This window comes from Leeuwenhoekiella polynyae (genome assembly GCF_004104075.1).
Lineage (GTDB): Bacteria > Bacteroidota > Bacteroidia > Flavobacteriales > Flavobacteriaceae > Leeuwenhoekiella > Leeuwenhoekiella polynyae.
On record NZ_QOVK01000002.1, the window covers coordinates 380,171 to 401,972 of the forward strand.

At 36.3% G+C, this 21,802-nt stretch carries 26 protein-coding genes; 14 read left to right on the forward strand and 12 right to left on the reverse strand.

Annotated features, from left to right (window positions below):
• Nucleotides 1–154 precede the first annotated feature (154 nt).
• Nucleotides 155–2,647, reverse strand: a complete 2,493-nt coding sequence (locus tag DSM02_RS04865) for a DUF5686 and carboxypeptidase-like regulatory domain-containing protein (protein WP_128764587.1) — start codon at nt 2,645–2,647, stop codon at nt 155–157.
• A gap of 170 nt (nt 2,648–2,817) precedes the next feature.
• Nucleotides 2,818–3,795 carry a pyruvate dehydrogenase complex E1 component subunit beta gene (locus DSM02_RS04870; RefSeq protein WP_128759997.1) on the reverse strand — a complete coding sequence of 326 codons (978 nt, stop codon included), beginning with the start codon at nt 3,793–3,795 and terminating at the stop codon, nt 2,818–2,820.
• A 284-nt stretch (nt 3,796–4,079) separates the two neighbouring features.
• Between DSM02_RS04870 and DSM02_RS04875 the strand changes: the two genes are divergently transcribed.
• The 4 genes from DSM02_RS04875 to DSM02_RS04890 all read left to right on the forward strand — a co-directional run bounded on the left by DSM02_RS04875 (nt 4,080) and on the right by DSM02_RS04890 (nt 7,990).
• Nucleotides 4,080–4,826, forward strand: coding sequence for an electron transfer flavoprotein subunit beta/FixA family protein (locus tag DSM02_RS04875; protein ID WP_128764588.1), 747 nt, complete (start codon nt 4,080–4,082; stop codon nt 4,824–4,826).
• A gap of 65 nt (nt 4,827–4,891) precedes the next feature.
• The gene (locus DSM02_RS04880) at nt 4,892–5,860 is read left to right on the forward strand and encodes an electron transfer flavoprotein subunit alpha/FixB family protein (RefSeq protein ID WP_128764589.1); all 969 of its coding nucleotides are present in this window, start codon (nt 4,892–4,894) and stop codon (nt 5,858–5,860) included.
• Between the two features lie 85 nt (nt 5,861–5,945).
• Nucleotides 5,946–6,569, forward strand: a complete 624-nt coding sequence (locus tag DSM02_RS04885; protein ID WP_128764590.1) for a bifunctional nuclease family protein — start codon at nt 5,946–5,948, stop codon at nt 6,567–6,569.
• Between the two features lie 5 nt (nt 6,570–6,574).
• Nucleotides 6,575–7,990: a NupC/NupG family nucleoside CNT transporter gene (locus tag DSM02_RS04890; protein WP_128764591.1), complete on the forward strand. Its 1,416-nt coding sequence runs from the start codon at nt 6,575–6,577 to the stop codon at nt 7,988–7,990.
• A 3-nt stretch (nt 7,991–7,993) separates the two neighbouring features.
• On the opposite strand, the gene DSM02_RS04895 is transcribed toward DSM02_RS04890, so the two are convergent.
• Nucleotides 7,994–8,362, reverse strand: a complete 369-nt coding sequence (locus tag DSM02_RS04895) for a hypothetical protein (protein ID WP_128764592.1) — start codon at nt 8,360–8,362, stop codon at nt 7,994–7,996.
• Nucleotides 8,363–8,504: 142 nt separating this feature from the next.
• On the opposite strand from DSM02_RS04895, the gene DSM02_RS04900 reads away from it, so the two are divergent.
• The 4 genes from DSM02_RS04900 to egtD all read left to right on the forward strand — a co-directional run bounded on the left by DSM02_RS04900 (nt 8,505) and on the right by egtD (nt 12,017).
• A complete protein-coding gene (locus DSM02_RS04900) occupies nt 8,505–9,356 on the forward strand; it encodes a thymidylate synthase (RefSeq protein WP_128764593.1) in 852 nt (283 codons plus the stop codon).
• Nucleotides 9,357–9,374: 18 nt separating this feature from the next.
• Nucleotides 9,375–9,788 (forward strand): energy transducer TonB, encoded by a 414-nt coding sequence (locus DSM02_RS04905; RefSeq protein ID WP_128764594.1) that lies wholly within the window; start codon nt 9,375–9,377, stop codon nt 9,786–9,788.
• Between the two features lie 84 nt (nt 9,789–9,872).
• A complete protein-coding gene (gene egtB / locus DSM02_RS04910) occupies nt 9,873–11,036 on the forward strand; it encodes an ergothioneine biosynthesis protein EgtB (RefSeq protein ID WP_382403024.1) in 1,164 nt (387 codons plus the stop codon).
• 9 nt (nt 11,037–11,045) lie between these two features.
• Nucleotides 11,046–12,017, forward strand: a complete 972-nt coding sequence (egtD, locus tag DSM02_RS04915) for an L-histidine N(alpha)-methyltransferase (protein ID WP_128764596.1) — start codon at nt 11,046–11,048, stop codon at nt 12,015–12,017.
• Nucleotides 12,018–12,051: 34 nt separating this feature from the next.
• Here egtD and DSM02_RS04920 read toward each other — a convergent pair whose 3' ends face one another.
• Together DSM02_RS04920 and DSM02_RS04925 are read right to left on the reverse strand one after the other, a co-directional pair.
• On the reverse strand, nt 12,052–12,342 hold the full coding sequence (locus tag DSM02_RS04920) for an isoamylase early set domain-containing protein (RefSeq protein WP_128764597.1): 291 nt from the start codon (nt 12,340–12,342) through the stop codon (nt 12,052–12,054).
• A 189-nt stretch (nt 12,343–12,531) separates the two neighbouring features.
• Nucleotides 12,532–13,602, reverse strand: a complete 1,071-nt coding sequence (locus DSM02_RS04925; RefSeq protein ID WP_128764598.1) for an aminotransferase class V-fold PLP-dependent enzyme — start codon at nt 13,600–13,602, stop codon at nt 12,532–12,534.
• Between the two features lie 58 nt (nt 13,603–13,660).
• On the opposite strand from DSM02_RS04925, the gene DSM02_RS04930 reads away from it, so the two are divergent.
• From DSM02_RS04930 to DSM02_RS04945, 4 genes are all read left to right on the forward strand, one after another.
• Entirely contained in the window at nt 13,661–14,089 is a 429-nt protein-coding gene (locus DSM02_RS04930; RefSeq protein ID WP_128764599.1) for a 2TM domain-containing protein, read from the forward strand.
• Between the two features lie 2 nt (nt 14,090–14,091).
• Nucleotides 14,092–14,589, forward strand: a complete 498-nt coding sequence (locus DSM02_RS04935; protein ID WP_128764600.1) for a dihydrofolate reductase — start codon at nt 14,092–14,094, stop codon at nt 14,587–14,589.
• Complete coding sequence (locus DSM02_RS04940) at nt 14,570–15,418, forward strand: fructosamine kinase family protein (RefSeq protein ID WP_128764601.1); 849 nt, start codon at nt 14,570–14,572, stop codon at nt 15,416–15,418. The genes DSM02_RS04935 and DSM02_RS04940 overlap by 20 nt, the downstream gene beginning before the upstream one ends.
• Before the next feature lie 96 nt (nt 15,419–15,514).
• Nucleotides 15,515–16,015 carry a pyridoxamine 5'-phosphate oxidase family protein gene (locus DSM02_RS04945; protein ID WP_128764602.1) on the forward strand — a complete coding sequence of 167 codons (501 nt, stop codon included), beginning with the start codon at nt 15,515–15,517 and terminating at the stop codon, nt 16,013–16,015.
• Nucleotides 16,016–16,033: 18 nt separating this feature from the next.
• Here DSM02_RS04945 and DSM02_RS04950 read toward each other — a convergent pair whose 3' ends face one another.
• A complete protein-coding gene (locus DSM02_RS04950; RefSeq protein WP_128764603.1) occupies nt 16,034–16,426 on the reverse strand; it encodes a hypothetical protein in 393 nt (130 codons plus the stop codon).
• Between the two features lie 126 nt (nt 16,427–16,552).
• On the opposite strand from DSM02_RS04950, the gene fabD reads away from it, so the two are divergent.
• Entirely contained in the window at nt 16,553–17,434 is an 882-nt protein-coding gene (gene fabD, locus DSM02_RS04955; RefSeq protein ID WP_128764604.1) for an ACP S-malonyltransferase, read from the forward strand.
• Between the two features lie 71 nt (nt 17,435–17,505).
• On the opposite strand, the gene DSM02_RS04960 is transcribed toward fabD, so the two are convergent.
• From DSM02_RS04960 to DSM02_RS04975, 4 genes are all read right to left on the reverse strand, one after another.
• Nucleotides 17,506–17,742: a hypothetical protein gene (locus DSM02_RS04960; RefSeq protein ID WP_128764605.1), complete on the reverse strand. Its 237-nt coding sequence runs from the start codon at nt 17,740–17,742 to the stop codon at nt 17,506–17,508.
• Between the two features lie 247 nt (nt 17,743–17,989).
• Nucleotides 17,990–18,208, reverse strand: a complete 219-nt coding sequence (locus DSM02_RS04965) for a hypothetical protein (protein WP_164918235.1) — start codon at nt 18,206–18,208, stop codon at nt 17,990–17,992.
• A gap of 45 nt (nt 18,209–18,253) precedes the next feature.
• The gene (locus DSM02_RS04970) at nt 18,254–19,000 is read right to left on the reverse strand and encodes a TIGR03915 family putative DNA repair protein (protein WP_128764607.1); all 747 of its coding nucleotides are present in this window, start codon (nt 18,998–19,000) and stop codon (nt 18,254–18,256) included.
• Nucleotides 19,000–20,262 carry a putative DNA modification/repair radical SAM protein gene (locus DSM02_RS04975; RefSeq protein WP_128764608.1) on the reverse strand — a complete coding sequence of 421 codons (1,263 nt, stop codon included), beginning with the start codon at nt 20,260–20,262 and terminating at the stop codon, nt 19,000–19,002. The genes DSM02_RS04970 and DSM02_RS04975 overlap by 1 nt, the downstream gene beginning before the upstream one ends.
• A 98-nt stretch (nt 20,263–20,360) precedes the next feature.
• On the opposite strand from DSM02_RS04975, the gene DSM02_RS04980 reads away from it, so the two are divergent.
• Nucleotides 20,361–21,128, forward strand: a complete 768-nt coding sequence (locus DSM02_RS04980; RefSeq protein ID WP_128764609.1) for a LexA family transcriptional regulator — start codon at nt 20,361–20,363, stop codon at nt 21,126–21,128.
• A 75-nt stretch (nt 21,129–21,203) separates the two neighbouring features.
• Here the strand turns inward: DSM02_RS04980 and DSM02_RS04985 are convergent, their stop codons facing one another.
• Together DSM02_RS04985 and DSM02_RS04990 are read right to left on the reverse strand one after the other, a co-directional pair.
• Nucleotides 21,204–21,440: a hypothetical protein gene (locus DSM02_RS04985; protein WP_128759974.1), complete on the reverse strand. Its 237-nt coding sequence runs from the start codon at nt 21,438–21,440 to the stop codon at nt 21,204–21,206.
• Between the two features lie 10 nt (nt 21,441–21,450).
• On the reverse strand, nt 21,451–21,663 hold the full coding sequence (locus DSM02_RS04990; RefSeq protein WP_128764610.1) for a hypothetical protein: 213 nt from the start codon (nt 21,661–21,663) through the stop codon (nt 21,451–21,453).
• Between the last annotated feature and the right edge of the window lie 139 nt (nt 21,664–21,802).

The window sequence follows — 21,802 nt, forward strand, 5'->3', positions numbered from 1 at the left end:
TTTTCTATTGTTTATTAACCTAAAATAGGGAGGCAAAAATAGTCTAAAAGTCAAGCTACTACAAGAAAAACCCTGAAAAGAAAACAACTCGCTTACGTTATAACGTTTTCGTTTATGAAATATAAAAACAATCAGAAATCTGACTATCACTTTTTTAGAATGAAAATTCTAAGGCTCCGGTTACACCAAATCTACGTGCATCTGGAGTATCTAAATAATTACCTCTAAAATTAAAGTCTATACGCAGCACTTTTAAAATATTACCTATACCTACACTATACTCATAATATGGTTTTTTATTGGGTGCGATATACTCAATATTTGTCGCATTTATAAGTTGGTTTTCATCTGAAATAGAACCCCAAGCTCCTCTAAAACCTATAATCTCACGCAGGTTTAATTTTTTCAAAAACGGAATACGACCGAAAATACGCCCCCCAAAATTATGCTCTAAATGTAGTGTCGCATAGGTATCTGTAATAAACTCATAATAGTTTAACTGGGGAAATGTACCGTAAATAGAAAACAGATTCTGATTACCCGGAACTACGCTCAACAGTCCTAAAGGCACTTCACCAAAAGTTTTACCGGCTTCTATAGTAGAACTGAAAGTCCCAAGACCTCCCATGCGCCAGGGTTGACGGTAAGACATTTGCAACTTTTCATAATCAAAATCACTATCTAAAAGTCCCTCTACTCCTTTTGTATAGCCAAAATATATCGTGGGAAACCACTCATTAGTTACTGTTCTTTCTACCCCATAACCTGAAGTACGTTTACCCGGCTCATAAATTGCACTCAATACAAATTCTGCCTGTTTAACTTCAGACTTAATTTCGCTTTGCGTAAAATCTGTATAGTAATCAAGATTGAAAGTAGGCGAAGCTGATTTAAGTGTACGGTATGACATATCAGATCGTACAACTAGGTTCTTTAAAAATTCTGCTTCAATAGCAAAATTGGCCAACTTAATACTGGTAAGCTGATCGTTATTGCCCACAGTCACTAATGATGATGAAGCCAGGTTACGCCCTAATACATCTGTAGATGTGGTCAGACTGGCCGCAATTTGTTCCACATCTTGGCGGTAGCCCCCAGATAAAATCAGTCGGGCTTTGTGATCTAGTAATGCTTTACCGGATAACCCGAATTTAAATTTCTTATCCTTAAAACCATATGCTCCAAAACCTTCTATACGCCAAGGATCATTTTGATCAAAATAGGTACGGGCACCTCCTCTAATGCGCAAACCTTCTACGTCATTAAAACCAAATGCAGAAAATACTGGACCTATATCTAGATTGGCATCGTCCCACTCATAATAACCACTCACTAAAACAGAACCTACATCGTAAAACCGCTGAAATTTCGGCACTTTTTTAAGCGAATCAAGCATTACATAAACGCCCTTTTCATCTTTACTCAAAGGCTCCAGACGCTTTTGCTCCCAGAATTCATCGGGCTTGGTGTACACATCTTCTTCATAACGCGTAACACGCTTATCATAAAAACTCTCCTTCATGGGTTTATCAAACTTGTAATCATCGTACAAGGTTGTGCGTTTTCCATAAACACCACGACTCCCTTCTTTTTTCCGCAACGCAAAATCTGAAAGAAAATAATCACGGGTAATCAAGAATAAAGAATCATTGAGCACATCAAATTCCTGCTCAATATAAATCTCCTTAACCCAGTTTATGTTAGCGCTTTTATTAACCTGAAGATTGATATCTTTAATGGCCCAAGTGGTATCATTTACCCAAAAATCTCCTTTAAAAGTCAACTCATTAGAGCGTCTGGGATAGTAAATAATATTATAACACCACTTATTTTCAATATATGCGCTGTCTGACAACACATAATTATAGGTATCAATCCCTGTCGTAGATAACGGACTCACAAAACTTTTATCAAAAAATTTCAGGTAATTATCATACACATTAAAGTCATTGTATAATTCCTGAATAAATGCAATTAAGGTTTGATTTGTACTGAAACCACTGTTGCGGTTTCCTTCTAACTCTTCTTTTTCCTTACCCAATATATTATCTCCAAAAACCTGACTGCTGCGTTCGTTAATAAAAATAGGCAAGTACGTTTTGCCTGTAATTCTAGAAGTATCCATCTGATCAAAGATGAATTCCATTTTATTAAAAATCTTACTATTTATTAAAGCACTGTCTATTGTATTCAAATCAAATTCAACCTTTTCATATTTATCATATTGATATTGATCAACCAGACTTAAACCGTTAGATCGTTTGTTTGCCCAAATTTTCCTCAAAATATCAATCGCCGGATTATTTTTTTTAGGTTGTTTACCGGTATAGATTACAACTTCATTCAAACTTTCGGTCTCTTCCTGTAATGTGATTTCAAGATTGTAGTTCACTTTCTGCGGAAGACTTACTTCTTTCGGCTGGAAGCCTACAAAAGTTACCTTAAGGCCATCATACGTATTATCTGACTGCAAATAAAACCTTCCGTCTTCATTTGTGATAGTACCTTCAGTAGAACCAGCAAAAACCACATTTGCAAAAGGTACCGGGTTACCGCTTTCATCAAACACAAGTCCACCTGCTTTAGTTTGAGCCAGAGTTAAAAGAGGTAGTAGGAGAAATAGAAAAGGTATAAAAAGTTGCTTCATATAAAATTTGAGCTGATGAATGTTTTGAACTCAGATTAATCTAAAATAGTATTGATATCTACGATTCTTTAATCTTCCAAGTTCTGTTTGTCGCAAAAAGAAACCTTTATTAACAAAAAAAGCTTCATTAACCATAGGCCAATGAAGCTTCAAAGATAGTAGTATCTAAATTATCTGTAAAGTACTTTTTTAACAGCTTTAACAACATCATTGCTATTCGGTATCCACTCTTTCAAAAGAACTGGTGAATATGGAGCTGGTGTGTCTGCTGTATTTATTTTTACGATAGGAGCATCTAAGTAGTCAAATGCTTTTTCCTGAACCTGATAGGTGATTTCAGTAGAAACGTTTCCAAAAGGCCAAGCTTCCTCTAAAATAATTAGACGGTTTGTTTTTTTAACCGATGCGATAACTGCATCAATATCAAGAGGTCTTACCGTACGTAAATCTATGATTTCGCAAGAGATACCTTCTTTCTCTAATTCGTCTGCAGCGGTATAAGCTTCCTTTATAATCTTACCAAAAGAAACAATAGTTACATCTGTACCTTCTCGCTTAATATCTGCAACTCCAATTGGAATCAGATACTCTCCTTCAGGCACCTCCCCCTTATCACCGTACATCTGCTCACTTTCCATAAAGATAACCGGATCATCATCTCGTATAGCAGATTTCAATAAACCTTTTGCATCAGCAGGATTAGATGGCACGATAACTTTAAGCCCCGGTGTATTTGCAAACCAGCTCTCAAAAGCCTGAGAGTGTGTTGCACCTAACTGACCAGCAGAAGCTGTAGGACCTCTAAAAACAATAGGACAGTTAAACTGACCACCAGACATCTGGCGTATTTTTGCTGCGTTATTTATAATTTGATCAATTCCCACAAGTGAAAAGTTGAATGTCATATATTCTACAATAGGGCGGTTACCATTCATTGCACTCCCAATAGCGATACCGGCAAACCCAAGTTCTGAGATTGGAGTGTCTATAACACGGTCTGCACCAAACTCATCTAACATACCTTTAGATGCTTTGTATGCACCGTTATATTCTGCTACCTCTTCACCCATAAGATAAATGGCCTCATCCCGGCGCATTTCTTCACTCATGGCCTCACAAACGGCTTCCCTAAATTGTATTGTTTTCATAAATAAAAATGGATGTAAGAATACTATTAATCAAAATCTATATTTTGTGAACTATGCCACATAATCTCTCAAAAAAAACTTAAAAATCAAGCTAATTATTTTTGATTTTTATATCCCGCATAGTCAGCAAAATCACCAATTTTGCAGGGACAGCAAAAATAGGAATTAAATCTTCCCAAAAGAATCGGTTTTAACTAAATTTTGTTATGCACGCATAGCAAATTTCCGATTTTAATGCTTATTTTCGTAACGAAAACGAAATAGTTACACGTAAAAATTTATATATGAAAATATTAGTGTGCATCAGTCACGTACCTGATACGACTTCAAAAATCAATTTTACAGACAACGACACCAAGTTTGATACTAACGGGGTTCAGTTTGTAATCAACCCTAACGACGAGTTTGGCCTTACCCGCGCAATGTGGTTTAAGGAGAAACAAGGCGCAACTGTAGACATTATTAATGTAGGCGGCCCTGAAACTGAACCTACCCTGCGCAAAGCCTTAGCAATAGGAGCAGATTCTGCAATACGAATCAACACCGAAGCTTTAGATGGATATCAAGTTGCTAAAGAGTTGAGCGCGGTTGCTAAAGAAGGAAATTACGATCTTATCATCGCCGGCCGTGAATCTATAGATTATAATGGAGGAATGGTACCGGGAATGCTAGCAAACCTGATTGGTGCTAGTTTTGTAAACACATGCATCAGCCTTGAAGTTGATGGTGAAACGGCAACTGCAATTCGGGAAATAGATGGCGGTAAAGAAACTGTAAGTGCAAAACTTCCATTAGTAATAGGTGGTCAAAAAGGCTTGGTTGAAGAAAGCGATTTGAGAATTCCTAATATGAGAGGCATCATGATGGCACGTAAAAAACCTCTAGAGGTAAAAGAACCACAAGGTGCAGAAATAGAAACTAAAGCTGTTTCTTTTGAAAAACCAGCACCTAAAGGTGAGGTAAAGTTAGTTTCACCAGACAACTTAGATGAGCTAATAAACTTATTGCATAACGAGGCTAAAGTTATCTAGCATGTATCATCTAATTTATTTATGAATCGTATTTCTGTTTAGGCAGAAAACAAAAAATATACAATATGTCAGTTTTAGTATTTACAGAATCAGAAGAAGGAAAATTTAAAAAAACGGCTTATGAAGTAGTAAGCTATGCCCGTGGCATTGCAGATATGATGAACACCACTGTTACTGCACTCACAATTAATGCAGACGAAACCACTTCACTGGGTGCTTACGGCGCAGACAAAGTTGTTCACATAAAAAATGACAAACTTGCTAAATTTACTGCAAATGCATATGCCAGCGCACTAACTCAAGCTGCTCAGAAAGAAGGATCAAAAGTAATTGTATTGAGCAGTAGTGCCAATGCAAAATATCTTGCTCCTATTTTAGCTGTTGATCTCAACGCAGGTTACGCATCTAATGTTGTTGCATTACCTGAAAGCGAATCTCCGTTTACTGTTAAGCGCACCGCGTTTACCAATAAAGCGTTCAATCACACCGAAATCAAAACCGATGTGAAAGTCATCGGACTTTCTAAAAATAGTTTCGGTCTTAAAGAAGTTCAGAAAGACGCTTCTGAAGAAAGTTTTGAACCAAGTCTTGACGATTCGCATTTCAATATTGAGGTACAGTCAGTAGATAAAGTAAAAGACAAGGTTACTATCGCAGATGCAGAAATAGTTGTTAGTGGTGGTCGCGGACTTAAAGGCCCTGAGAATTGGGGTATGATCGAAGAGATGGCAGATATTCTAGGCGCAGCGACAGCCTGCTCTAAACCAGTCTCTGACATGGGATGGAGACCACACAGCGAACACGTAGGACAAACTGGTAAGCCGGTCGCTTCTAACTTATATATCGCAATAGGTATTTCTGGAGCAATACAACACCTTGCAGGAATCAACGCTTCAAAAACAAAAGTTGTTATTAATACAGACCCGGAAGCTCCGTTTTTTAAAGCCGCAGATTACGGTATTGTAGGCGATGCTTTTGAGGTTGTACCTAAGTTAAATGAAAAATTAAAAGAGTTTAAAGCAAGTAACTCTTAATTTTAGTATTTTCAACCGTTCAAAGGGCTGTTTAAATTTGGATATTTGTCCTCTTTTAAACAGCCTTTTTATATTTTTGCAACTTATGAGTTTAGTGCGTTTGAATATCAAGGGAATATCGTACAGCCAGACACAGAATGGTGCATACGCTTTAATTCTAAGTGAAGTAGAAGGGGATCGTAAATTACCTATTGTTATAGGTGCTTTTGAAGCGCAATCTATTGCCATTGCTCTTGAGAAAGAAATAAAACCTCCTCGCCCGCTTACCCACGACCTTTTTAAGAATTTTGCAGACCGTTTTGACATTCTTATTAAACAGGTCATCATACATAAATTAGTAGATGGTGTGTTTTATAGCAGTATTATCTGTGAAAGAGATAATATTGAAGAAATTATAGATGCCAGAACCAGTGACGCTATATCACTAGCCTTACGATTTGATGCCCCTATATTTACATATAAGAACATTCTTGATAAAGCAGGGATTTACCTTAAAGGTTCTGAGCAAGATAAAATGAGTGAAGACGACGAGGAAGATGACATTCTTGTAGATCAACTTGTACTTGATGAGGAAGAACACAGTTCTGGGTCTACAGATTACAAAAAACTATCACTTAGCGAACTTAATTCTCTTTTAGAACAAGCTGTTGTTGCCGAAGATTATGAAGCTGCGGCAAAAATTCGTGACGAAATTTCTAAACGCAATTAATATAGATGCGAAAACTACTCCTTTTCCTACTCATTTCTTCAATCACCACAATTTCCTCATTTGCTCAAAACGTCCAGGAAATATTACCTATAAACGAAACAAAAAAACTCATACCTAACGCCGGTTTTTCTTTTGATAGTTTATGGAGAGGTGTTTTGGGAATGATTTGCTTGTTGCTTATCGCTTACCTATTTAGCAATAACAGAAAAGCAATAAACTGGAAAACAATAGGTGTTGGTCTTGGTGCTCAGTTATTGTTAGCCATTGGAGTATTAAAAGTTCCTTTTGTTCAAAAAGCTTTTGAGTTTGTAGGAAAAATATTTGTCAAGATTCTAGATTTTACTGCAGCTGGTAGTGAATTTCTTCTTGGCGGAATGATGGATACAGAAAGTTACGGCTTCATTTTTATTTTTCAAGTATTACCTACCATAATATTCTTCTCAGCTCTAACTTCAGTCTTATTCTATTTAGGCGTAGTTCAGATTGTTGTTAAAGGTATGGCTTGGGTACTCACAAAGCTACTAGGCATTTCTGGTGCAGAAAGTTTATCTGTAGCCGGTAATATCTTTTTAGGTCAAACCGAAGCTCCCTTAATGATCAAAGCTTATTTGGAGCGCATGACCCGTTCAGAGATCTTACTAGTTATGATTGGTGGGATGGCCACCGTAGCAGGTGGAGTGCTTGCTGCCTATATTGGTTTTTTAGGTGGTGACGATGCTACTTTAAGATTAGAATTCGCAAGACACTTACTTGCTGCTTCAGTAATGGCTGCTCCCGGTGCTATTGTGATTTCTAAACTACTATATCCTCAACAAGAAAAAATAGATCCTAGAGTTGAAGTTTCGGCAGATAAAATAGGCTCCAACATATTAGATGCTATAGCCACAGGTACGACCGAAGGTTTAAAGCTTGCTGCCAATGTTGGCGCAATGTTACTTGTTTTTGTTGCTTTTATAGCAATGATAAATTATGGCTTTAATAAAATAGGTGAAGTCACAATGCTTAATGATTTTCTTGCTGCTAATACGCCATACAGTAGTTTCTCTTTAGAATCTGTATTAGGATCCATTTTTGCTCCTTTGATGTGGCTTATAGGTGTCGCTTCTGAAGATGTGATGTTAATGGGGCAACTGCTAGGAATAAAACTAGCCGCAAGTGAATTTGTTGGATACATTCAACTCGCAGAATTAAAAAACCCGGTAAATACGCTGAGCTTTACTTATGAAAAATCGGTTATTATGGCTACTTATTTGCTTTGCGGTTTTGCAAATTTTGCTTCGATAGGGATACAAATAGGTGGTATTGGATCTTTAGCTCCAGGACAGCGAAAAACACTTTCAGAATTTGGTCTTAAAGCTGTTTTAGGAGGTACATTAGCGTCCTTATTCTCTGCAACTATAGCGGGTATGATTATAGGCTAACTCTTAATTAAAAGTTCTAGCCCATTCTTCAGCTGCCTTGTAATTTGTAAAATACGCGAAGGACCCCTTGAATAAGCTTTGTTCTTTTATAAGCTCTTCACGACGACTCACTCCTTCTTCAGATACTACAGCCAGGCCTCTCATTTTAGAAAGGTTTAAATCTTTCATCAAATCTGCATCAAAGCTTGTTTTGAGATTACGCTCTGATATTAGAACATATTTTTCTGCTCCATAAAACCCTTCTATATCCTTGAACATTTTTTTAGAATGTTCAATTTTAACCTCGTCAAGATCTTCATCAAATTTCATGTGAATGAAACCTTCGTAGTACTTAACTTCTCCAAAAGGGTAAGCGATAGTTTTTAAGACCATTTAACTAAATTAAGTTTTTTTTAAGAAAGCGAAAATAATCATTATTATTAGTTAATAAGTATCTCGTTAAAAATAAAATCACAATCAAATTAAAATAAGTAATTCCTTACTTTTGAATTCTATTCTTTAGAAGCCTATTATCATGAAGCAATATCACGACCTTGTAAAACATATTTTAGACGAAGGAACACAAAAAGGAGACCGTACAGGTACAGGAACATTAAGTGTATTTGGTTATCAAATGCGTTTTGATCTTAGTGAAGGTTTCCCAATGGTTACTACAAAGAAATTGCATTTAAAGTCTATCATATATGAGCTTTTATGGTTCTTAAAAGGTGATACAAATATTGATTACCTTAAAGAAAATGGTGTACGCATCTGGAATGAATGGGCTGATGAGAATGGCAATCTAGGGCCGGTTTACGGGCACCAATGGCGCAACTGGAATAGCGAGGAAATTGACCAAATCAAAGAGGTTGTTGAAACTTTAAAAAATAACCCGAACAGCAGAAGAATGCTTGTAAGCGCCTGGAATCCCAGCGTTATGCCAGACACTTCAAAATCTTTTGCAGATAATGTTGCAAACGGAAAAGCTGCACTGCCTCCTTGCCACGCTTTTTTTCAGTTTTATGTTGCCCCGGGAAATCCCGATGCAGAAGACAAAAGACCTAAGCTTTCTTGCCAGCTTTACCAGCGCAGTGCAGATGTCTTTCTAGGTGTGCCTTTCAATATAGCTTCATATGCATTATTCACAATGATGATGGCACAAGTATGCGACTATGCTCCGGGAGATTTTATACATACTTTTGGCGATGCGCATATTTACAACAATCATATAGAGCAATTAAATTTGCAATTGAGCCGAGAAATACGCACCTTACCGACAATCACGCTTAATCCTGAAGTAAAAGACATTTTCAGTTTTACGTTTGATGATTTTAAATTAGAAAATTACGATCCGCATCCTCATATTAAAGGTGCTGTCGCAGTTTAAACCCAAATCTTCAACATCATGAGGTCTATTATTTTTGTCACAGCTTTTCTTTTAGCTGGTATCACGTTTGCACAAGAAGGCATCACCGTATCTGGTAATGCAATTTCAATCAAAGAAATCCCTCCGGTTTGGCCGGGCTGTGAAGGTTCTCTTGCAGAAAAAAAAGCGTGTTTTAAAAAACAACTGGTACAACACGTTGTTTCTAACTTTAAATTCCCTGAAGGTTACAAAAGAGGTAGTGTTAAAGAAAAGGTGGTAGTTGATTTTGTAATCAACGAAAAAGGAAAGCCACAAATTCTTGGTATAAAAGGCGGCACTAAAATTCTTCAAGAAGAAGCAAAACGCAACATTTTAGCAATTCCTAAAATGACTCCTGGGCAAGCAGGCGGAAAACCAAGAGCGATAAAATACTCAATGCCATTCACCTTTTAACTAGGGCTTAACGTTATACGCAAAAGGCTCAAAGCATTAAATGTTTAACTTTGAGAATAACTCAAAGTTATATTTATTGCTATGATTGTTAGCACATCTGCTCTTTTAGACTTTTTATTACAAACCAGAACACAAACAGAAACGATCTGCAAACCCTTGCAGATAGAAGATTATGTGGTACAACCTATAGTTGACGTCTCTCCTCCAAAATGGCATTTAGGACATACGACTTGGTTTTTTGAGGACTTTATTCTCAAAAAGTATAAATCTGATTATAAAGAGTTTGATAAGCAATTTGCTTTTGTATTCAATAGTTATTACGAAAGTATGGGTGCTCGCGTGGTGCGTACAGATCGCGGTAATCTATCAAGACCTACTGTTGAAGAAGTTTATGCATATCGTAAATATGTGACTTCTGCTCTAGAAAACTTACTTCAGGAAAATGATATTTCAAAAGAACTTGAAGAACTTATAGAAATAGGGATACATCACGAAAAACAACACCAAGAGCTTTTACTTACTGATATCAAATATATTTTAGGAAACAATCCTCTCCAGCCGGTATATTCATCAAATTTTAATGAATATAAAACTATAAGTAAGGATGCGGAATGGCTCTCTATCAAGGAAGGGATTTATGAAATAGGTCATAATGACTCTGGCTTTTGTTATGACAATGAATTAGGAAGACACAAAATTTTTCTACAGGAATTCCAAATTTCAAGTGAACTTGTTACTAATGCAGAATACCTTCAATTTATTGAAGATGGCGGCTATGATCAGGTTTTGCTTTGGCATAGTGAAGGTTGGGATTGGGTAAAAAACAATACTATTTCTGCACCGCAATACTGGCAAAAACAAGATGGCAAGTGGTTTTGCTATCACCTCAATGGAGTTCAAAAACTCGATCTAGAAGCACCCGTAACACACATTTCATACTACGAAGCTTTTGCTTATGCGCAATGGAAAGGTCTAAGACTACCTACAGAATTTGAATGGGAAATCGCTCAGAGTAAATTTGATTGGGGGCAACGCTGGGAATGGACAGAAAGCGCCTACCTGCCCTATCCCAATTATACAAAAGCTCCTGGAGCACTTGGGGAGTACAACGGCAAATTTATGGTAAGTCAAAAAACACTTAGAGGTGGCTCTGTAGCTACTTCAGAAAATCACACAAGAGCAACTTATCGCAATTTTTTTCACCCTCAACTAAGATGGCAATTCACCGGTTTACGTCTGGCCAGGTAATTAGGTTTTATGAAAACAGAGCAGCAAACACAATTTAAAACAGCCTTTGAGCAAGAAGTTTACGAGGGCCTAACCGCTTTTCCTAAAAAGATTTCTTCAAAATGGTTCTATGATAAAAAGGGAGACAAATTATTTCAACAAATCATGGCACTCCCCGAATATTACCTTACAGGCTGTGAGTATGATATAATTGATACTCATAAAGAAGAAATTACAAATTTATTTCAGGAACGAGCAGGTTTCGATTTAGTAGAATTAGGTGCTGGTGACGGAAAAAAAACAAAAATTCTACTCGAAGAATTTGCTGCTAAAAAAATCAACTTCACATATAAGCCTATTGACATCAGCCAGAATATGCTTGATGAACTCAAAGATGCCATCAATCAAAAATGGCCTAAAATAAACATCAAACCTGAGCAGGGAACCTATTTTGAAGTCTTAAAAAACTTAGGGAATCGCGATACAAACCGTAAAATGGTGATTATGGTTCTAGGCTCTAACATAGGAAACCTCACGCATCCTCAGGCCGTAGATTTTTTAATCAATATCAGAAAGTCTATGCGAAATGGTGATCTTTTATTTATGGGGCTTGATCAAAAGAAAGACCCAGAATTAGTTTTGAGTGCTTATAATGACAGCCAGGGAATTACAGAAGCCTTTAATAAAAACTTACTGCATCGCATTAATGAAGAGTTAGAAAGCGATTTTAATACAGATAAATTTAAGCATTGGCCTGTCTATGACCCTGAAACAGGGACCGCAAAGAGTTTTTTAGTTAGCACACAAGATCAAAAAGTAACTATTAAAAAGCTAAATCTTGAAATCAACTTTACCGCTTGGGAAAGTATTCATACCGAAATTTCACAGAAATATGATGACGATATCGTTGAGTGGCTTGCAAATGAAGCCGGGCTTGAAACACTAACTCAATATAGTGACAACCGCAATCGCTTTACAGATTATGTTTTTAAAGTAAAATAAAAAAAGGCAAGTTTTAAACTTGCCTTTTTAATTATTATAGACTTAAAACACTATTTTCTGCGCCTGCAAACTCATTCCATTTAAAGCCATCAGCTTCTGGCTCGTTTACCCATTCCCCATCTACCGAATATTTAAATTCATACATAGAATCTACAGGTATATTCATAGCTCCCTTAAAAGAACCATTTTTTAGTTTTTTTAATTCTGCTTTTTCCCAGTCATTAAAATCTCCTGCAACAGCAATAGAATTAGCTTCAGTGTCTAGTACAGTAAATGTAACTTTACACTCTGGTTTTGATTTTAAAAATTGTTTAGTAATAGGCATAACAAATTCTTTTTAAGTTCTTTACAAATTTATAATTGTAAATTGACAATCCTCAAAAAATCAGGTTTTTAGGCTTATTTTTTTGAAAAAATCACGTTACAAAACTTTTCAAAATGAATACCGAAATACGAAAACGTTACCTAATTTTTATTATCTATTAATTTAACAGAGAGAATTACGCTTTTAATGCTAAATTAACTTCAAAAGCTTATCTAAATCGTCTTTTGTATTAAAATAATGGAAGCTTATCCGTATTCCATCTCCTCGTTGTGAACAGATTATATCGTTCTGTTTTAATTTTTCAAAAAGTTGCTGATCTCCTTTTATATTAAATATGGAAGAATGCTGTTTTCTATTTATAACAACGTCATCTAATAGATTGCGCTCAGCAAATGTATTCAGCGCTTTCTCTTTAAGAAGTTCGATCTGAGTCGTGATCGCGCTATATCCTATCTTATTTACAAGTTGTATCGCTGCTTGTAAGCTTCCTGAGTTTAACGTGTCTAAATGTCCCGGCTCAAATTTTCCTATCAAGGTATCACCTGCCTCTTTATACTTTCCTCGAATAGATGCAAAACCTACAGCTTTAGGCTTTAAGCGATCTTTAACCGCGTCTTTAAATAGAAAAAAACCATTACCATACCCTGCATTAAGCCATTTATAGGTACTTGCTCCTAAAACATCGATTCCGCTGTTTTCAAAATCAAACGGAGCAACGCCACAATATTGAGTTCCATCTGCGCAAATCAAAAGATCAGGGTATTCCGCTTTAAGCGACTTTAAAAATTCAAAATTTATTTGTACTCCGCTGATGTATTGCACAAGACTAATACACAAAACTTCTGGCTTTTCCCGTTCAACCGCCTTGAGAATATTGTCTTCAAGATTTACATCTATCTTCGCATAACTAATATCAAAGTCACGGGCTTCAACAGGCCAATTTATAGAAGGGTAATCTTCCTGAAGAAGCAACACCTTAGATTTAGCAGGCAAAGCTTCTAGAAATACATTAAAGCCGGTAGAAAAACTTGTGACAAGGGCAACATTCTGAGCTTTACACTTAAAAAAATTGCCGACTTCTTCTCGGACTTTTGTGGTAAATTTATCCTGATTGTCTTTCATCAGGCTTCCCATAACGAGATAATCTAAATCATGATTTTGTCTAAAATCCAATAAGGTTTCTGAAAGTAATCCCGTCCCAGCCGTATTGAGATGCGTATAGTTTGCCGTGACCGGAAATTCCTTTTTTAAGTTTTTCATAAGGTAGTAGCGTGATTAAAACTTGTAAATTTGATTCTCACACAATTTACTTTTTCTTATGTTCTCAAAAAAGCAAGAAACTACAAAAATAGATCGCGAGCAGCGAGAACTTATTGAGTATGCGCAATACCGGGTTAAGCAAAAAAAGAATCTTTTTAGACATTTTGTTGTGTTTCTTGCCGGGGCAGTTTTATTAATAATCCTGAATAAATTTTTAGACTTCGGTGCAGATTTTAGACCGGGTCAGGTTGATTGGTTTGTGTGGGCGATTCTAATTTGGTTTTTCTTATTCCTTATTCATTTTCTCAATGTCTTTTTATTAGGCAGTTTTATGAATAAAAAATGGGAACACGAGCAAGTAGACAAACTGGTTACCAAGCAAAAAGCAAAAATCGTAAAACTGCAAGAGCAGGTTGATAGAGAGCACCCGCTCCCAGAACAACAAAAGACATTTATTTCCAGACCTGATGAGCCTTTAAATTCTTAATCATGAAAATTATTTTAATAGCTGCTGCCGCAGAAAATAATGCGCTGGGTAAAGACAACGATCTGGTTTGGCATCTACCTGATGATTTTAAGCGTTTTAAAAAACTCACCTCGCATCACCCCATAATTATGGGACGTAAAACATTTGAGACTTTTCCTAAACCGCTTCCTAATCGGAAACATATTGTAATTACCCGTAAAACAAATTATGAGGCTCCAGATGAAATTGTTGTCGTAAACAGCCTTGAAGATGCCATTAATACCGTTAAAAAAGAAGATGAAACACTATTTATTATTGGTGGCGGAGAGATTTACAAACTTGCCCTAGATCAAGCTACACATATAGAGCTTACACGTGTTCATGAGACTTTTGAAGCAGATGCTTTTTTCCCTGAAATTGATGAGGATAAGTGGGAGTTAATCAATTCTGAAGAACATCAAAAAGATGAACGCCACGATTATGCATTTACTTATTTAACCTATGTTAAACGAGGCCTTTAAAACTCATTTATCTCAAATACTCAACACTCAGATTGAAGAAATCAGTCCGCTTTCTGGCGGAGATATTAATGATGTTTATAAGATTGAAACTCTTTCTCAGGATTTCGTTATTAAAGTAAATAACGCGGACAAATTCCCAAATATGTTTGAACTAGAAGCGCTAGGGCTCAAGCATATTGCAGATTCTAATAGTTTTTTAACTCCCAAGGTTCTTCAAACAGGAACCTATAAAGATCAAAGTTTTATACTGCTTGAATATCTAGAGTCTGGCACTAAAACTGTTAGCTTTTCAGAAAGTTTCGGGCATCAGTTAGCTGCAATGCATCAAAATACTGATGCATTTGGCTTTGAAAAAGACAACTATATTGGCAGCTTACCACAATACAATGCACGAGAAGAGAATGCCGTCGATTTTTATATCAATCAGCGCTTAGAACCTCAGTTTAAAATGGCTAATCAACGCGGCTATTTATTCTCAAACATTGAAGATTTCTACACAAAAATTTCAAAATTAATTCCAGATGAACCGGCAGCTTTAGTTCACGGCGACCTGTGGTCTGGTAATTTTATGGTAGGCAAAAACGGAGAGCCTATACTTATAGACCCTGCTACCTGCTACGCACCACGTGAGATGGATATCGCTTTGATGCATCTTTTTGGTGGGTTTGAGTCAGATATTTTCAACCATTATAATGATGTTTTCTCACTTCAAAGGGGATGGGAAGAGCGCATCCGGCTCTGGCAACTGTATTACATATTAGTTCACGTAAATCTTTTTGGTGGAAACTATTACGCTTCCGCGAAAGCGATACTGGCAGAATACCGCTGATTATTAACAGACTTTAATCCTTTCTGACTAAATTTTGGCGAAGTCTTGATAATTCAACGATTCGTTTCGGTTTAACTTTAAATAAAAAATAAAGCTATGAGTACCGAAAACCTTTTCAATACAGAAGCCCTTAAAAAATTAAAAGAGCTCGCCACTTCTATAGATTTTACAATGCTGGCTACAGATTTAAAACACTCTCCAATTGATGCCATCCCAATGTCAACAAAAAAAGTGGATGATGCCGGGAACATTTGGTTCTTAAGTGGTACAGATAGCGACCACAATGCAAATATTCAGAAAGATCCTGAAGCGCAATTATTCTATGCAAAACCATCTGATATGGAATTTTTGAGCGTTTATGGTTCTGTTAGTATCACAAAAGACAGAGCTATTCTTGAAGATCTATATGGCAAAAGCGATGATGCCTGGTTTGATGGCATAAACGACCCCAATCTTACCGCTATAAAATTTGTTCCTAAAACAGCTCAATATTGGGACTCCAAGTCTAATAAGTTTGTAAGCCTTTTAAAAATGGCATATTCATCAGTTACAGGAGATGAAACCGATCTTGGCGAAACCGGCTCATTAAAAGTATAAATAGACTAGTCAGAAAGATTATTTATCACTAACAATATCTGTATTAATCAAGACTAACATACGTTTCCGTTTAGAAGGATATCCCATAATACTATCTACTGAGCGCACGAAATGAATAGCTTTTGCCTGTTTAAGTATGCTGGCTTTAAACTCTTGAAGCACTTTAGTATCTAATACTTGACCATCTACGATGTAAATATACTGGTCAGAATTTTTTTGTTCTAAAAAATATTCAACCTGCATTTTAGACTCTTTTAGAGATGCTCTTTTGCTTTCATCAGACCATTGATATCTATGATCTTGCTTGAGAGGGATATTGCTTATTGCATCGTATTGCGCAAACATGCCAGTCACTGAAAAAGTACATACTAATAAAGCAACTATTTTAAAATATTGATTGTTGTTCATCATTAAGATCGTTTCCTATATCACTCAAAATTAGAAACTTTATAAGAATAAATACCCCTCGTGTATTTATAATTTCTAAATCCATTCGTGTATGTGTATTTTTGCAACACTATTTAGAAAAATTTAATTATGAAAGCATATATCTTCCCCGGACAGGGAGCACAATTTACCGGTATGGGTAAAGACGTTTACGAAGCATCAGAAACCGCTCGTAAATTATTTGAAAAAGCAAATGAAATCTTAGGCTTTGACATTACAAAAATTATGTTTGAAGGCACCGCCGAAGAACTTAAAGAAACTAAAGTTACTCAGCCTGCGATCTTTTTACACTCGGTTGCACTATTTAAAGCTTTAGGTGAAGAAGCTGTACCGCAAATGGTTGCTGGTCACTCTTTAGGTGAAATATCAGCGCTTGTTGCTAATGGTGTTTTAAGTTTTGAAGATGGTCTGAGACTGGTTTCTCAACGTGCTCAGGCTATGCAAAAATCTTGCGACTCAACTCCTTCTACCATGGCTGCTATCTTAGGGCTTGAAGACGAACTGGTTGAAGCTGTCTGCGCAGATGTTGATGGTGTAGTAGTAGCTGCAAATTACAACTGCCCGGGACAACTTATAATTTCTGGTGCTGTTGAAGCTGTTAACGAAGCTTGCGAAAGACTTAAAGAACGCGGAGCAAAACGTGCTCTTGTACTACCGGTAGGGGGTGCTTTTCACTCACCACTTATGGAGCCTGCTCGTGAAGAACTTGCAGCAGCTATAGAAAAAACGACATTTAGCGAACCTAAATGTCCTATTTATCAGAATGTAAGCACTACTGCAGTAACAGATCCTGCGGAAATTAAGAAGAACTTATTGTTTCAATTAACCGCCCCTGTAAAATGGACACAAAGCGTTCAAAATATGCTGGCAGACGGAGCTACTGAGTTTATTGAAGTAGGTCCGGGTAAAGTGTTACAAGGCTTAGTAAAAAAAGTTGACAGACAAGCACAAACAAGCAGTGCTGCTATTTAAAAAGTAAAGAATGCTCATAAAAAAGCCCCGAAGTTATTCGGGGCTTTTCTATTTTATCTCAAAAGAGAATATTACATGTCGTCGTTTCCTTCAACTTCGTCTTCTACTTCCTGAGCACCATCTTCGATAGCGTCACCAGTATCTTCAGCAGCTTTTTCTACAGCATCTCCTGCATCATCCATAGCATCACCCATATCATCAGCAGCGTTTTCCATAGCGTCTTCAGTTTTTTCTTCAGTAGTTTCGCGACAAGCAGAAACAGAAACCATTAATAATAGTGCAAATGCACTGAACATAAATTTTTTCATAATTGATGTAATTTTAATTAGCGTTAATCAGTGCCAAATGTATATAAATTAACATCGCTTATTCTTAAATTTTATTAAATTTTTCATCGATTTGCATTTTTGGTAAAAATACCGCAATCTTCACAACAATTTGATTAACAGAGACTAAACATTTTTTTAATTTTTCAATACAACTATTCTGAATCTAAAAACAAAAAGCATCTTAAAATTACTTTTAAAATGCTTTTTCATTCTTCAAATGGGATACTTATGCATCGTCATCCATCACATCATCATTCCCTTGAATTTCATCGTTTAGTTCATCTGCACCTCCTTGTATTGCATCACCTGCTTCTTCTGCTGCATTTTCAATATCTTCTCCCATAGCTTCAACTGCCTCCTCTGTTTTTTCTTGAGTGGTTTCTCTACATGAGTAAATAGATACCGTAAAAGCAATCATCAATACATTTAAAAAAATTCTTTTCATAATTTGGATTTTTTTGGTTAAGCAACTAAAAATAACCAATTCTTTTTAAAGTGGATTTTTTTCATTTAAATACTTCCAATACCGTTTGGGAACGTGGCGTAAATGCAATTTTTTATTGATCCTACTTTTAATGCCGGTACTTATAAAATAGTCTTGCCACATCTCATCATAATGCATTTCTTCATCGTGAAGTGCTTCTTTTAAGACAGTATCGTCAAAGTCGAGCTCAACAAACTGAACGGTATTTAGATCATAAAAAATACCATAACTGCGTGACTTGTCATAAATCACAAATTGCTGATCTGCATACCTGTTTTTAAAATGCTTTACTATAAGAGGAAGTATATTAAAATCAGGCTCTATAATCGCCGCATATATATCGTCTTTTGTTCGCTTAAACCGTACAAAGGCTTCCATTCTGTGTTTTTCACGACCAATTTGTTTAGTGATTTGAGCCAATTTCAAAACCGAAGGGTGCCCGTAATCTTTGTCACTTTTTGTTTTCAATACATATTGAATCGCATCTAGAATGTGCACTTCTTTATCAGGAAGTTCGCTTAGGAATGAGCGATAAACCGAAGTCCTAAACTGCTGAAAATCCTTCAATCCTTCCCAAACTCGCGAAGCTTTATTCTCATCTGTAAAAACCATAATCAATTCTGAGAAAAAGTCAGGTTCAAAAAAACGCTCTTCAATTATGTGTGCAGAAGATAAACGCTCTTCATAAACGGTAAAAATCGCAGTAAGCAATCCTTCAAAAGTGCCATCGTATTTAAGCTTTTGAGTTTTCATCAATTAAACAACCTTAACTGCTTGTTGTACATTTTCTGATATTTACTTTGAGAACTTTGTAAAATCATACTTTTCATATGAGCTGGCTCCAGATCTTTGCGCTCCCAGTCTTTAGAATCACAAACTATAAAATACTTAGCACGATTCATCGCAATACCAATAGCCTTTAGATTTTCCCAATTGAGTTTTCTATACTTTCTGGCATTTAAAATCTTATTAACAGAAAGCATTCCCAATCCCGGGATTCTAGCCAGCATTCGCTTGTCTGCTTTATTCACATCAACCGGAAACAAATGCATATTACGCAATGCCCAACTCAATTTAGGATCGATATCAACATCAAGATTGGGATGCTGATTATTCAAAAGCTCACGCACATCAAAACCATAAAAGCGCAACAGCCAGTCTGTCTGATAGAGTCTGTTCTCACGCAGCATAGGCACTTCGGTTCCTAATGCAGGTAAGCGTTCATCTTGCAAAACCGGTACGTAACCTGAGTAATACACCCGTTTCATCTTATAAGTGCTATAATAATGCACTGCTGAATACATAATATCTTTATCACTCTCTCCCGTAGCACCCACGATCATCTGAGTACTCTGGCCGGCGGGTGCATAGACCGGGGTATTTTTAATAAGCTTTTTATCTGCCTGATATTGTATGATTTCATTCTTAACCTTTTCCATTGGCTTAATAAAGTCTTTATGGTCTTTTTCAGGTGCAAGTAGTTTGAGACCAGAAACTGTGGGAATCTCAATATTAATTGAAAGTCGATCTGCATACAAACCGGCTTCTCGCATCAACTCATCACTACAACCGGGAATAGATTTTAAATGAATATACCCGTTAAAATTCTCTTCAAGCCGAAGCTTTTTAGCAACAGCTATTAATCGTTCCATCGTGTAATCTGGGCTTGAGAAAATGCCACTACTTAGAAATAAACCTTCAATATAATTACGACGATAAAAATTTATAGTGAGGTCTACTACCTCCTGGATCTTAAAACCCGCGCGCTTGATATCATTACTCTTTCGGCTAACACAATAGGCACAGTCAAAAATGCAATGATTGGTCAATAGAATTTTCAATAATGAGATACACCGCCCATCTTCTGTATAACTGTGGCAGATTCCTATACCCGAGCTATCGCCCAAACCCTTTGTCGTGTTCTTGCGGTTGCTTCCACTACTGGAACACGACACATCATACTTGGCTGCATCAGCAAGAATATTTAGTTTTTCTCTAATTCTCTCAAAATTCATAGCTTGGAATTTTTACGAATTTAAAGCATTTTTCCTTATTGAAGGATTTTTTCCTATATTTAAATCGGATTTATTCCAAATTAAAGTATATTTACCATATGGGAATCAATGATGTAACCGGCGATGTACGTCGTTTTAAGCAAATACGCGAGGAACAGAGTTTAACGCAAACTGAGTTTGCTCAAGCTTTGGGAATTAAAAATTCTACAGCAGATATTGAACGCGGAAGAACCAAACTTTCTGGTCAAGTGGTCACCGAACTCTTACGCCTGTATAATGTAAACCCGTTATGGCTTTTTGGTTACAGCAATCAGAAGTTATTACACGCCGGTAAGGGCGATGTAAGTCCAAAAGTGGTAACTGTTGATGTTGATGAGAATGAGAATCTGGTTATGGTTAATCAGAAAGCCGCTGCAGGATATCCACATAATGTACAAGATGTTGAATGGTATCAACAACTTCCTGCTTTTGATCTCCCATTACCACAATATCGTAACGCTACATACCGTGGTTTTCAAATAGAAGGAGATAGCATGCTACCTAATTTTATGCCCGAAGACTGGGTTTTAGGCAAAGCCATTTCAAATATGGACGAAGCCACAACAAACCGTGTTTATGTAGTTGTTATGCCAGATGCAGTTGTGATTAAAAAATTACAAAAACTACCAGATCCTTCTAAAGTTCTATTGATTTCTCTGAATCAAGAATATGTACCCTTTGAAGTTCAAGTAAGTGATATTCAAGAATTGTGGCAAGTGAATAGTAAACTTACTTTTCACTTAGATTCTCCATCAGAAAGTAATCTTTTACGTGAACTGCAACAAGGTATGGAAGAATTAAAAAATCAAATGCGCAATTTTAAATAAGTAGCATTATAAAGTTTATCTAAAATAAAAAACCACCTAAATGAGGTGGTTTTTGTTTTCTAAAAATACTTAGGCCTAGTGATCTACTTTGATCTTTGTATCGCCGTCTGCATCTTCTTTAATCTTGACTTCTTTATCGTCAGATTCCATTTTCATCTTGTAGTTGCCGTCATCGTCTGTTTTTGTTTCGATCTCAGCACCTTCTTCTTTCATCTCTTCTACTAGTTTTTCCTTCTCACTCTTCTCACGACAAGAAGTAACAGAAAGTGTAACCATTACTAGTAGACTCGCTAATATGCTTATCTTTTTCATAATTTCAATATTAATTATCATCTCCGATCTTTTCAATTTCCTGATCGATTTCTTTATTCACTTCGTTATCTACTTTTTTTGCTGTACGCTCTAGAACACCTTCGCGGTCATCTTCAACTTCAACTTCTTTTACAATTACTGTTTCCTTTTCTTCAGTTTCTCTACAAGAAAACGTGTTGAAAGCTAAAAGACTTAAAACAAAAATTCCAATTACTTTTTTCATAATTCCATAATTTGGTTGAAGGACAAATCTATACAGAATAATGATTGCTTTTATTTCTATTTTGGTAAATGATTGCTAAAAATTCTAAATAATGCGTTAAAAAGCAACTATTTACTACTCTTGAAATCGTCGGTTATTA

Excerpts from the sequence above, each read along its gene's own strand:
- DSM02_RS04865 (WP_128764587.1), bottom strand. The coding sequence starts at position 2,647 with ATGAAGCAACTTTTTATACCTTTTCTATTTCTCCTACTACCTCTTTTA.
- DSM02_RS04870 (WP_128759997.1), bottom strand. The coding sequence starts at position 3,795 with ATGAAAACAATACAATTTAGGGAAGCCGTTTGTGAGGCCATGAGTGAA.
- DSM02_RS04875 (WP_128764588.1), top strand. The coding sequence starts at position 4,080 with ATGAAAATATTAGTGTGCATCAGTCACGTACCTGATACGACTTCAAAA.
- DSM02_RS04880 (WP_128764589.1), top strand. The coding sequence starts at position 4,892 with ATGTCAGTTTTAGTATTTACAGAATCAGAAGAAGGAAAATTTAAAAAA.
- DSM02_RS04885 (WP_128764590.1), top strand. The coding sequence starts at position 5,946 with ATGAGTTTAGTGCGTTTGAATATCAAGGGAATATCGTACAGCCAGACA.
- DSM02_RS04890 (WP_128764591.1), top strand. The coding sequence starts at position 6,575 with ATGCGAAAACTACTCCTTTTCCTACTCATTTCTTCAATCACCACAATT.
- DSM02_RS04895 (WP_128764592.1), bottom strand. The coding sequence starts at position 8,362 with ATGGTCTTAAAAACTATCGCTTACCCTTTTGGAGAAGTTAAGTACTAC.
- DSM02_RS04900 (WP_128764593.1), top strand. The coding sequence starts at position 8,505 with ATGAAGCAATATCACGACCTTGTAAAACATATTTTAGACGAAGGAACA.
- DSM02_RS04905 (WP_128764594.1), top strand. The coding sequence starts at position 9,375 with ATGAGGTCTATTATTTTTGTCACAGCTTTTCTTTTAGCTGGTATCACG.
- egtD (WP_128764596.1), top strand. The coding sequence starts at position 11,046 with ATGAAAACAGAGCAGCAAACACAATTTAAAACAGCCTTTGAGCAAGAA.
- DSM02_RS04920 (WP_128764597.1), bottom strand. The coding sequence starts at position 12,342 with ATGCCTATTACTAAACAATTTTTAAAATCAAAACCAGAGTGTAAAGTT.
- DSM02_RS04925 (WP_128764598.1), bottom strand. The coding sequence starts at position 13,602 with ATGAAAAACTTAAAAAAGGAATTTCCGGTCACGGCAAACTATACGCAT.
- DSM02_RS04930 (WP_128764599.1), top strand. The coding sequence starts at position 13,661 with ATGTTCTCAAAAAAGCAAGAAACTACAAAAATAGATCGCGAGCAGCGA.
- DSM02_RS04935 (WP_128764600.1), top strand. The coding sequence starts at position 14,092 with ATGAAAATTATTTTAATAGCTGCTGCCGCAGAAAATAATGCGCTGGGT.
- DSM02_RS04940 (WP_128764601.1), top strand. The coding sequence starts at position 14,570 with ATGTTAAACGAGGCCTTTAAAACTCATTTATCTCAAATACTCAACACT.
- DSM02_RS04945 (WP_128764602.1), top strand. The coding sequence starts at position 15,515 with ATGAGTACCGAAAACCTTTTCAATACAGAAGCCCTTAAAAAATTAAAA.
- DSM02_RS04950 (WP_128764603.1), bottom strand. The coding sequence starts at position 16,426 with ATGATGAACAACAATCAATATTTTAAAATAGTTGCTTTATTAGTATGT.
- fabD (WP_128764604.1), top strand. The coding sequence starts at position 16,553 with ATGAAAGCATATATCTTCCCCGGACAGGGAGCACAATTTACCGGTATG.
- DSM02_RS04960 (WP_128764605.1), bottom strand. The coding sequence starts at position 17,742 with ATGAAAAAATTTATGTTCAGTGCATTTGCACTATTATTAATGGTTTCT.
- DSM02_RS04965 (WP_164918235.1), bottom strand. The coding sequence starts at position 18,208 with ATGAAAAGAATTTTTTTAAATGTATTGATGATTGCTTTTACGGTATCT.
- DSM02_RS04970 (WP_128764607.1), bottom strand. The coding sequence starts at position 19,000 with ATGAAAACTCAAAAGCTTAAATACGATGGCACTTTTGAAGGATTGCTT.
- DSM02_RS04975 (WP_128764608.1), bottom strand. The coding sequence starts at position 20,262 with ATGAATTTTGAGAGAATTAGAGAAAAACTAAATATTCTTGCTGATGCA.
- DSM02_RS04980 (WP_128764609.1), top strand. The coding sequence starts at position 20,361 with ATGGGAATCAATGATGTAACCGGCGATGTACGTCGTTTTAAGCAAATA.
- DSM02_RS04985 (WP_128759974.1), bottom strand. The coding sequence starts at position 21,440 with ATGAAAAAGATAAGCATATTAGCGAGTCTACTAGTAATGGTTACACTT.
- DSM02_RS04990 (WP_128764610.1), bottom strand. The coding sequence starts at position 21,663 with ATGAAAAAAGTAATTGGAATTTTTGTTTTAAGTCTTTTAGCTTTCAAC.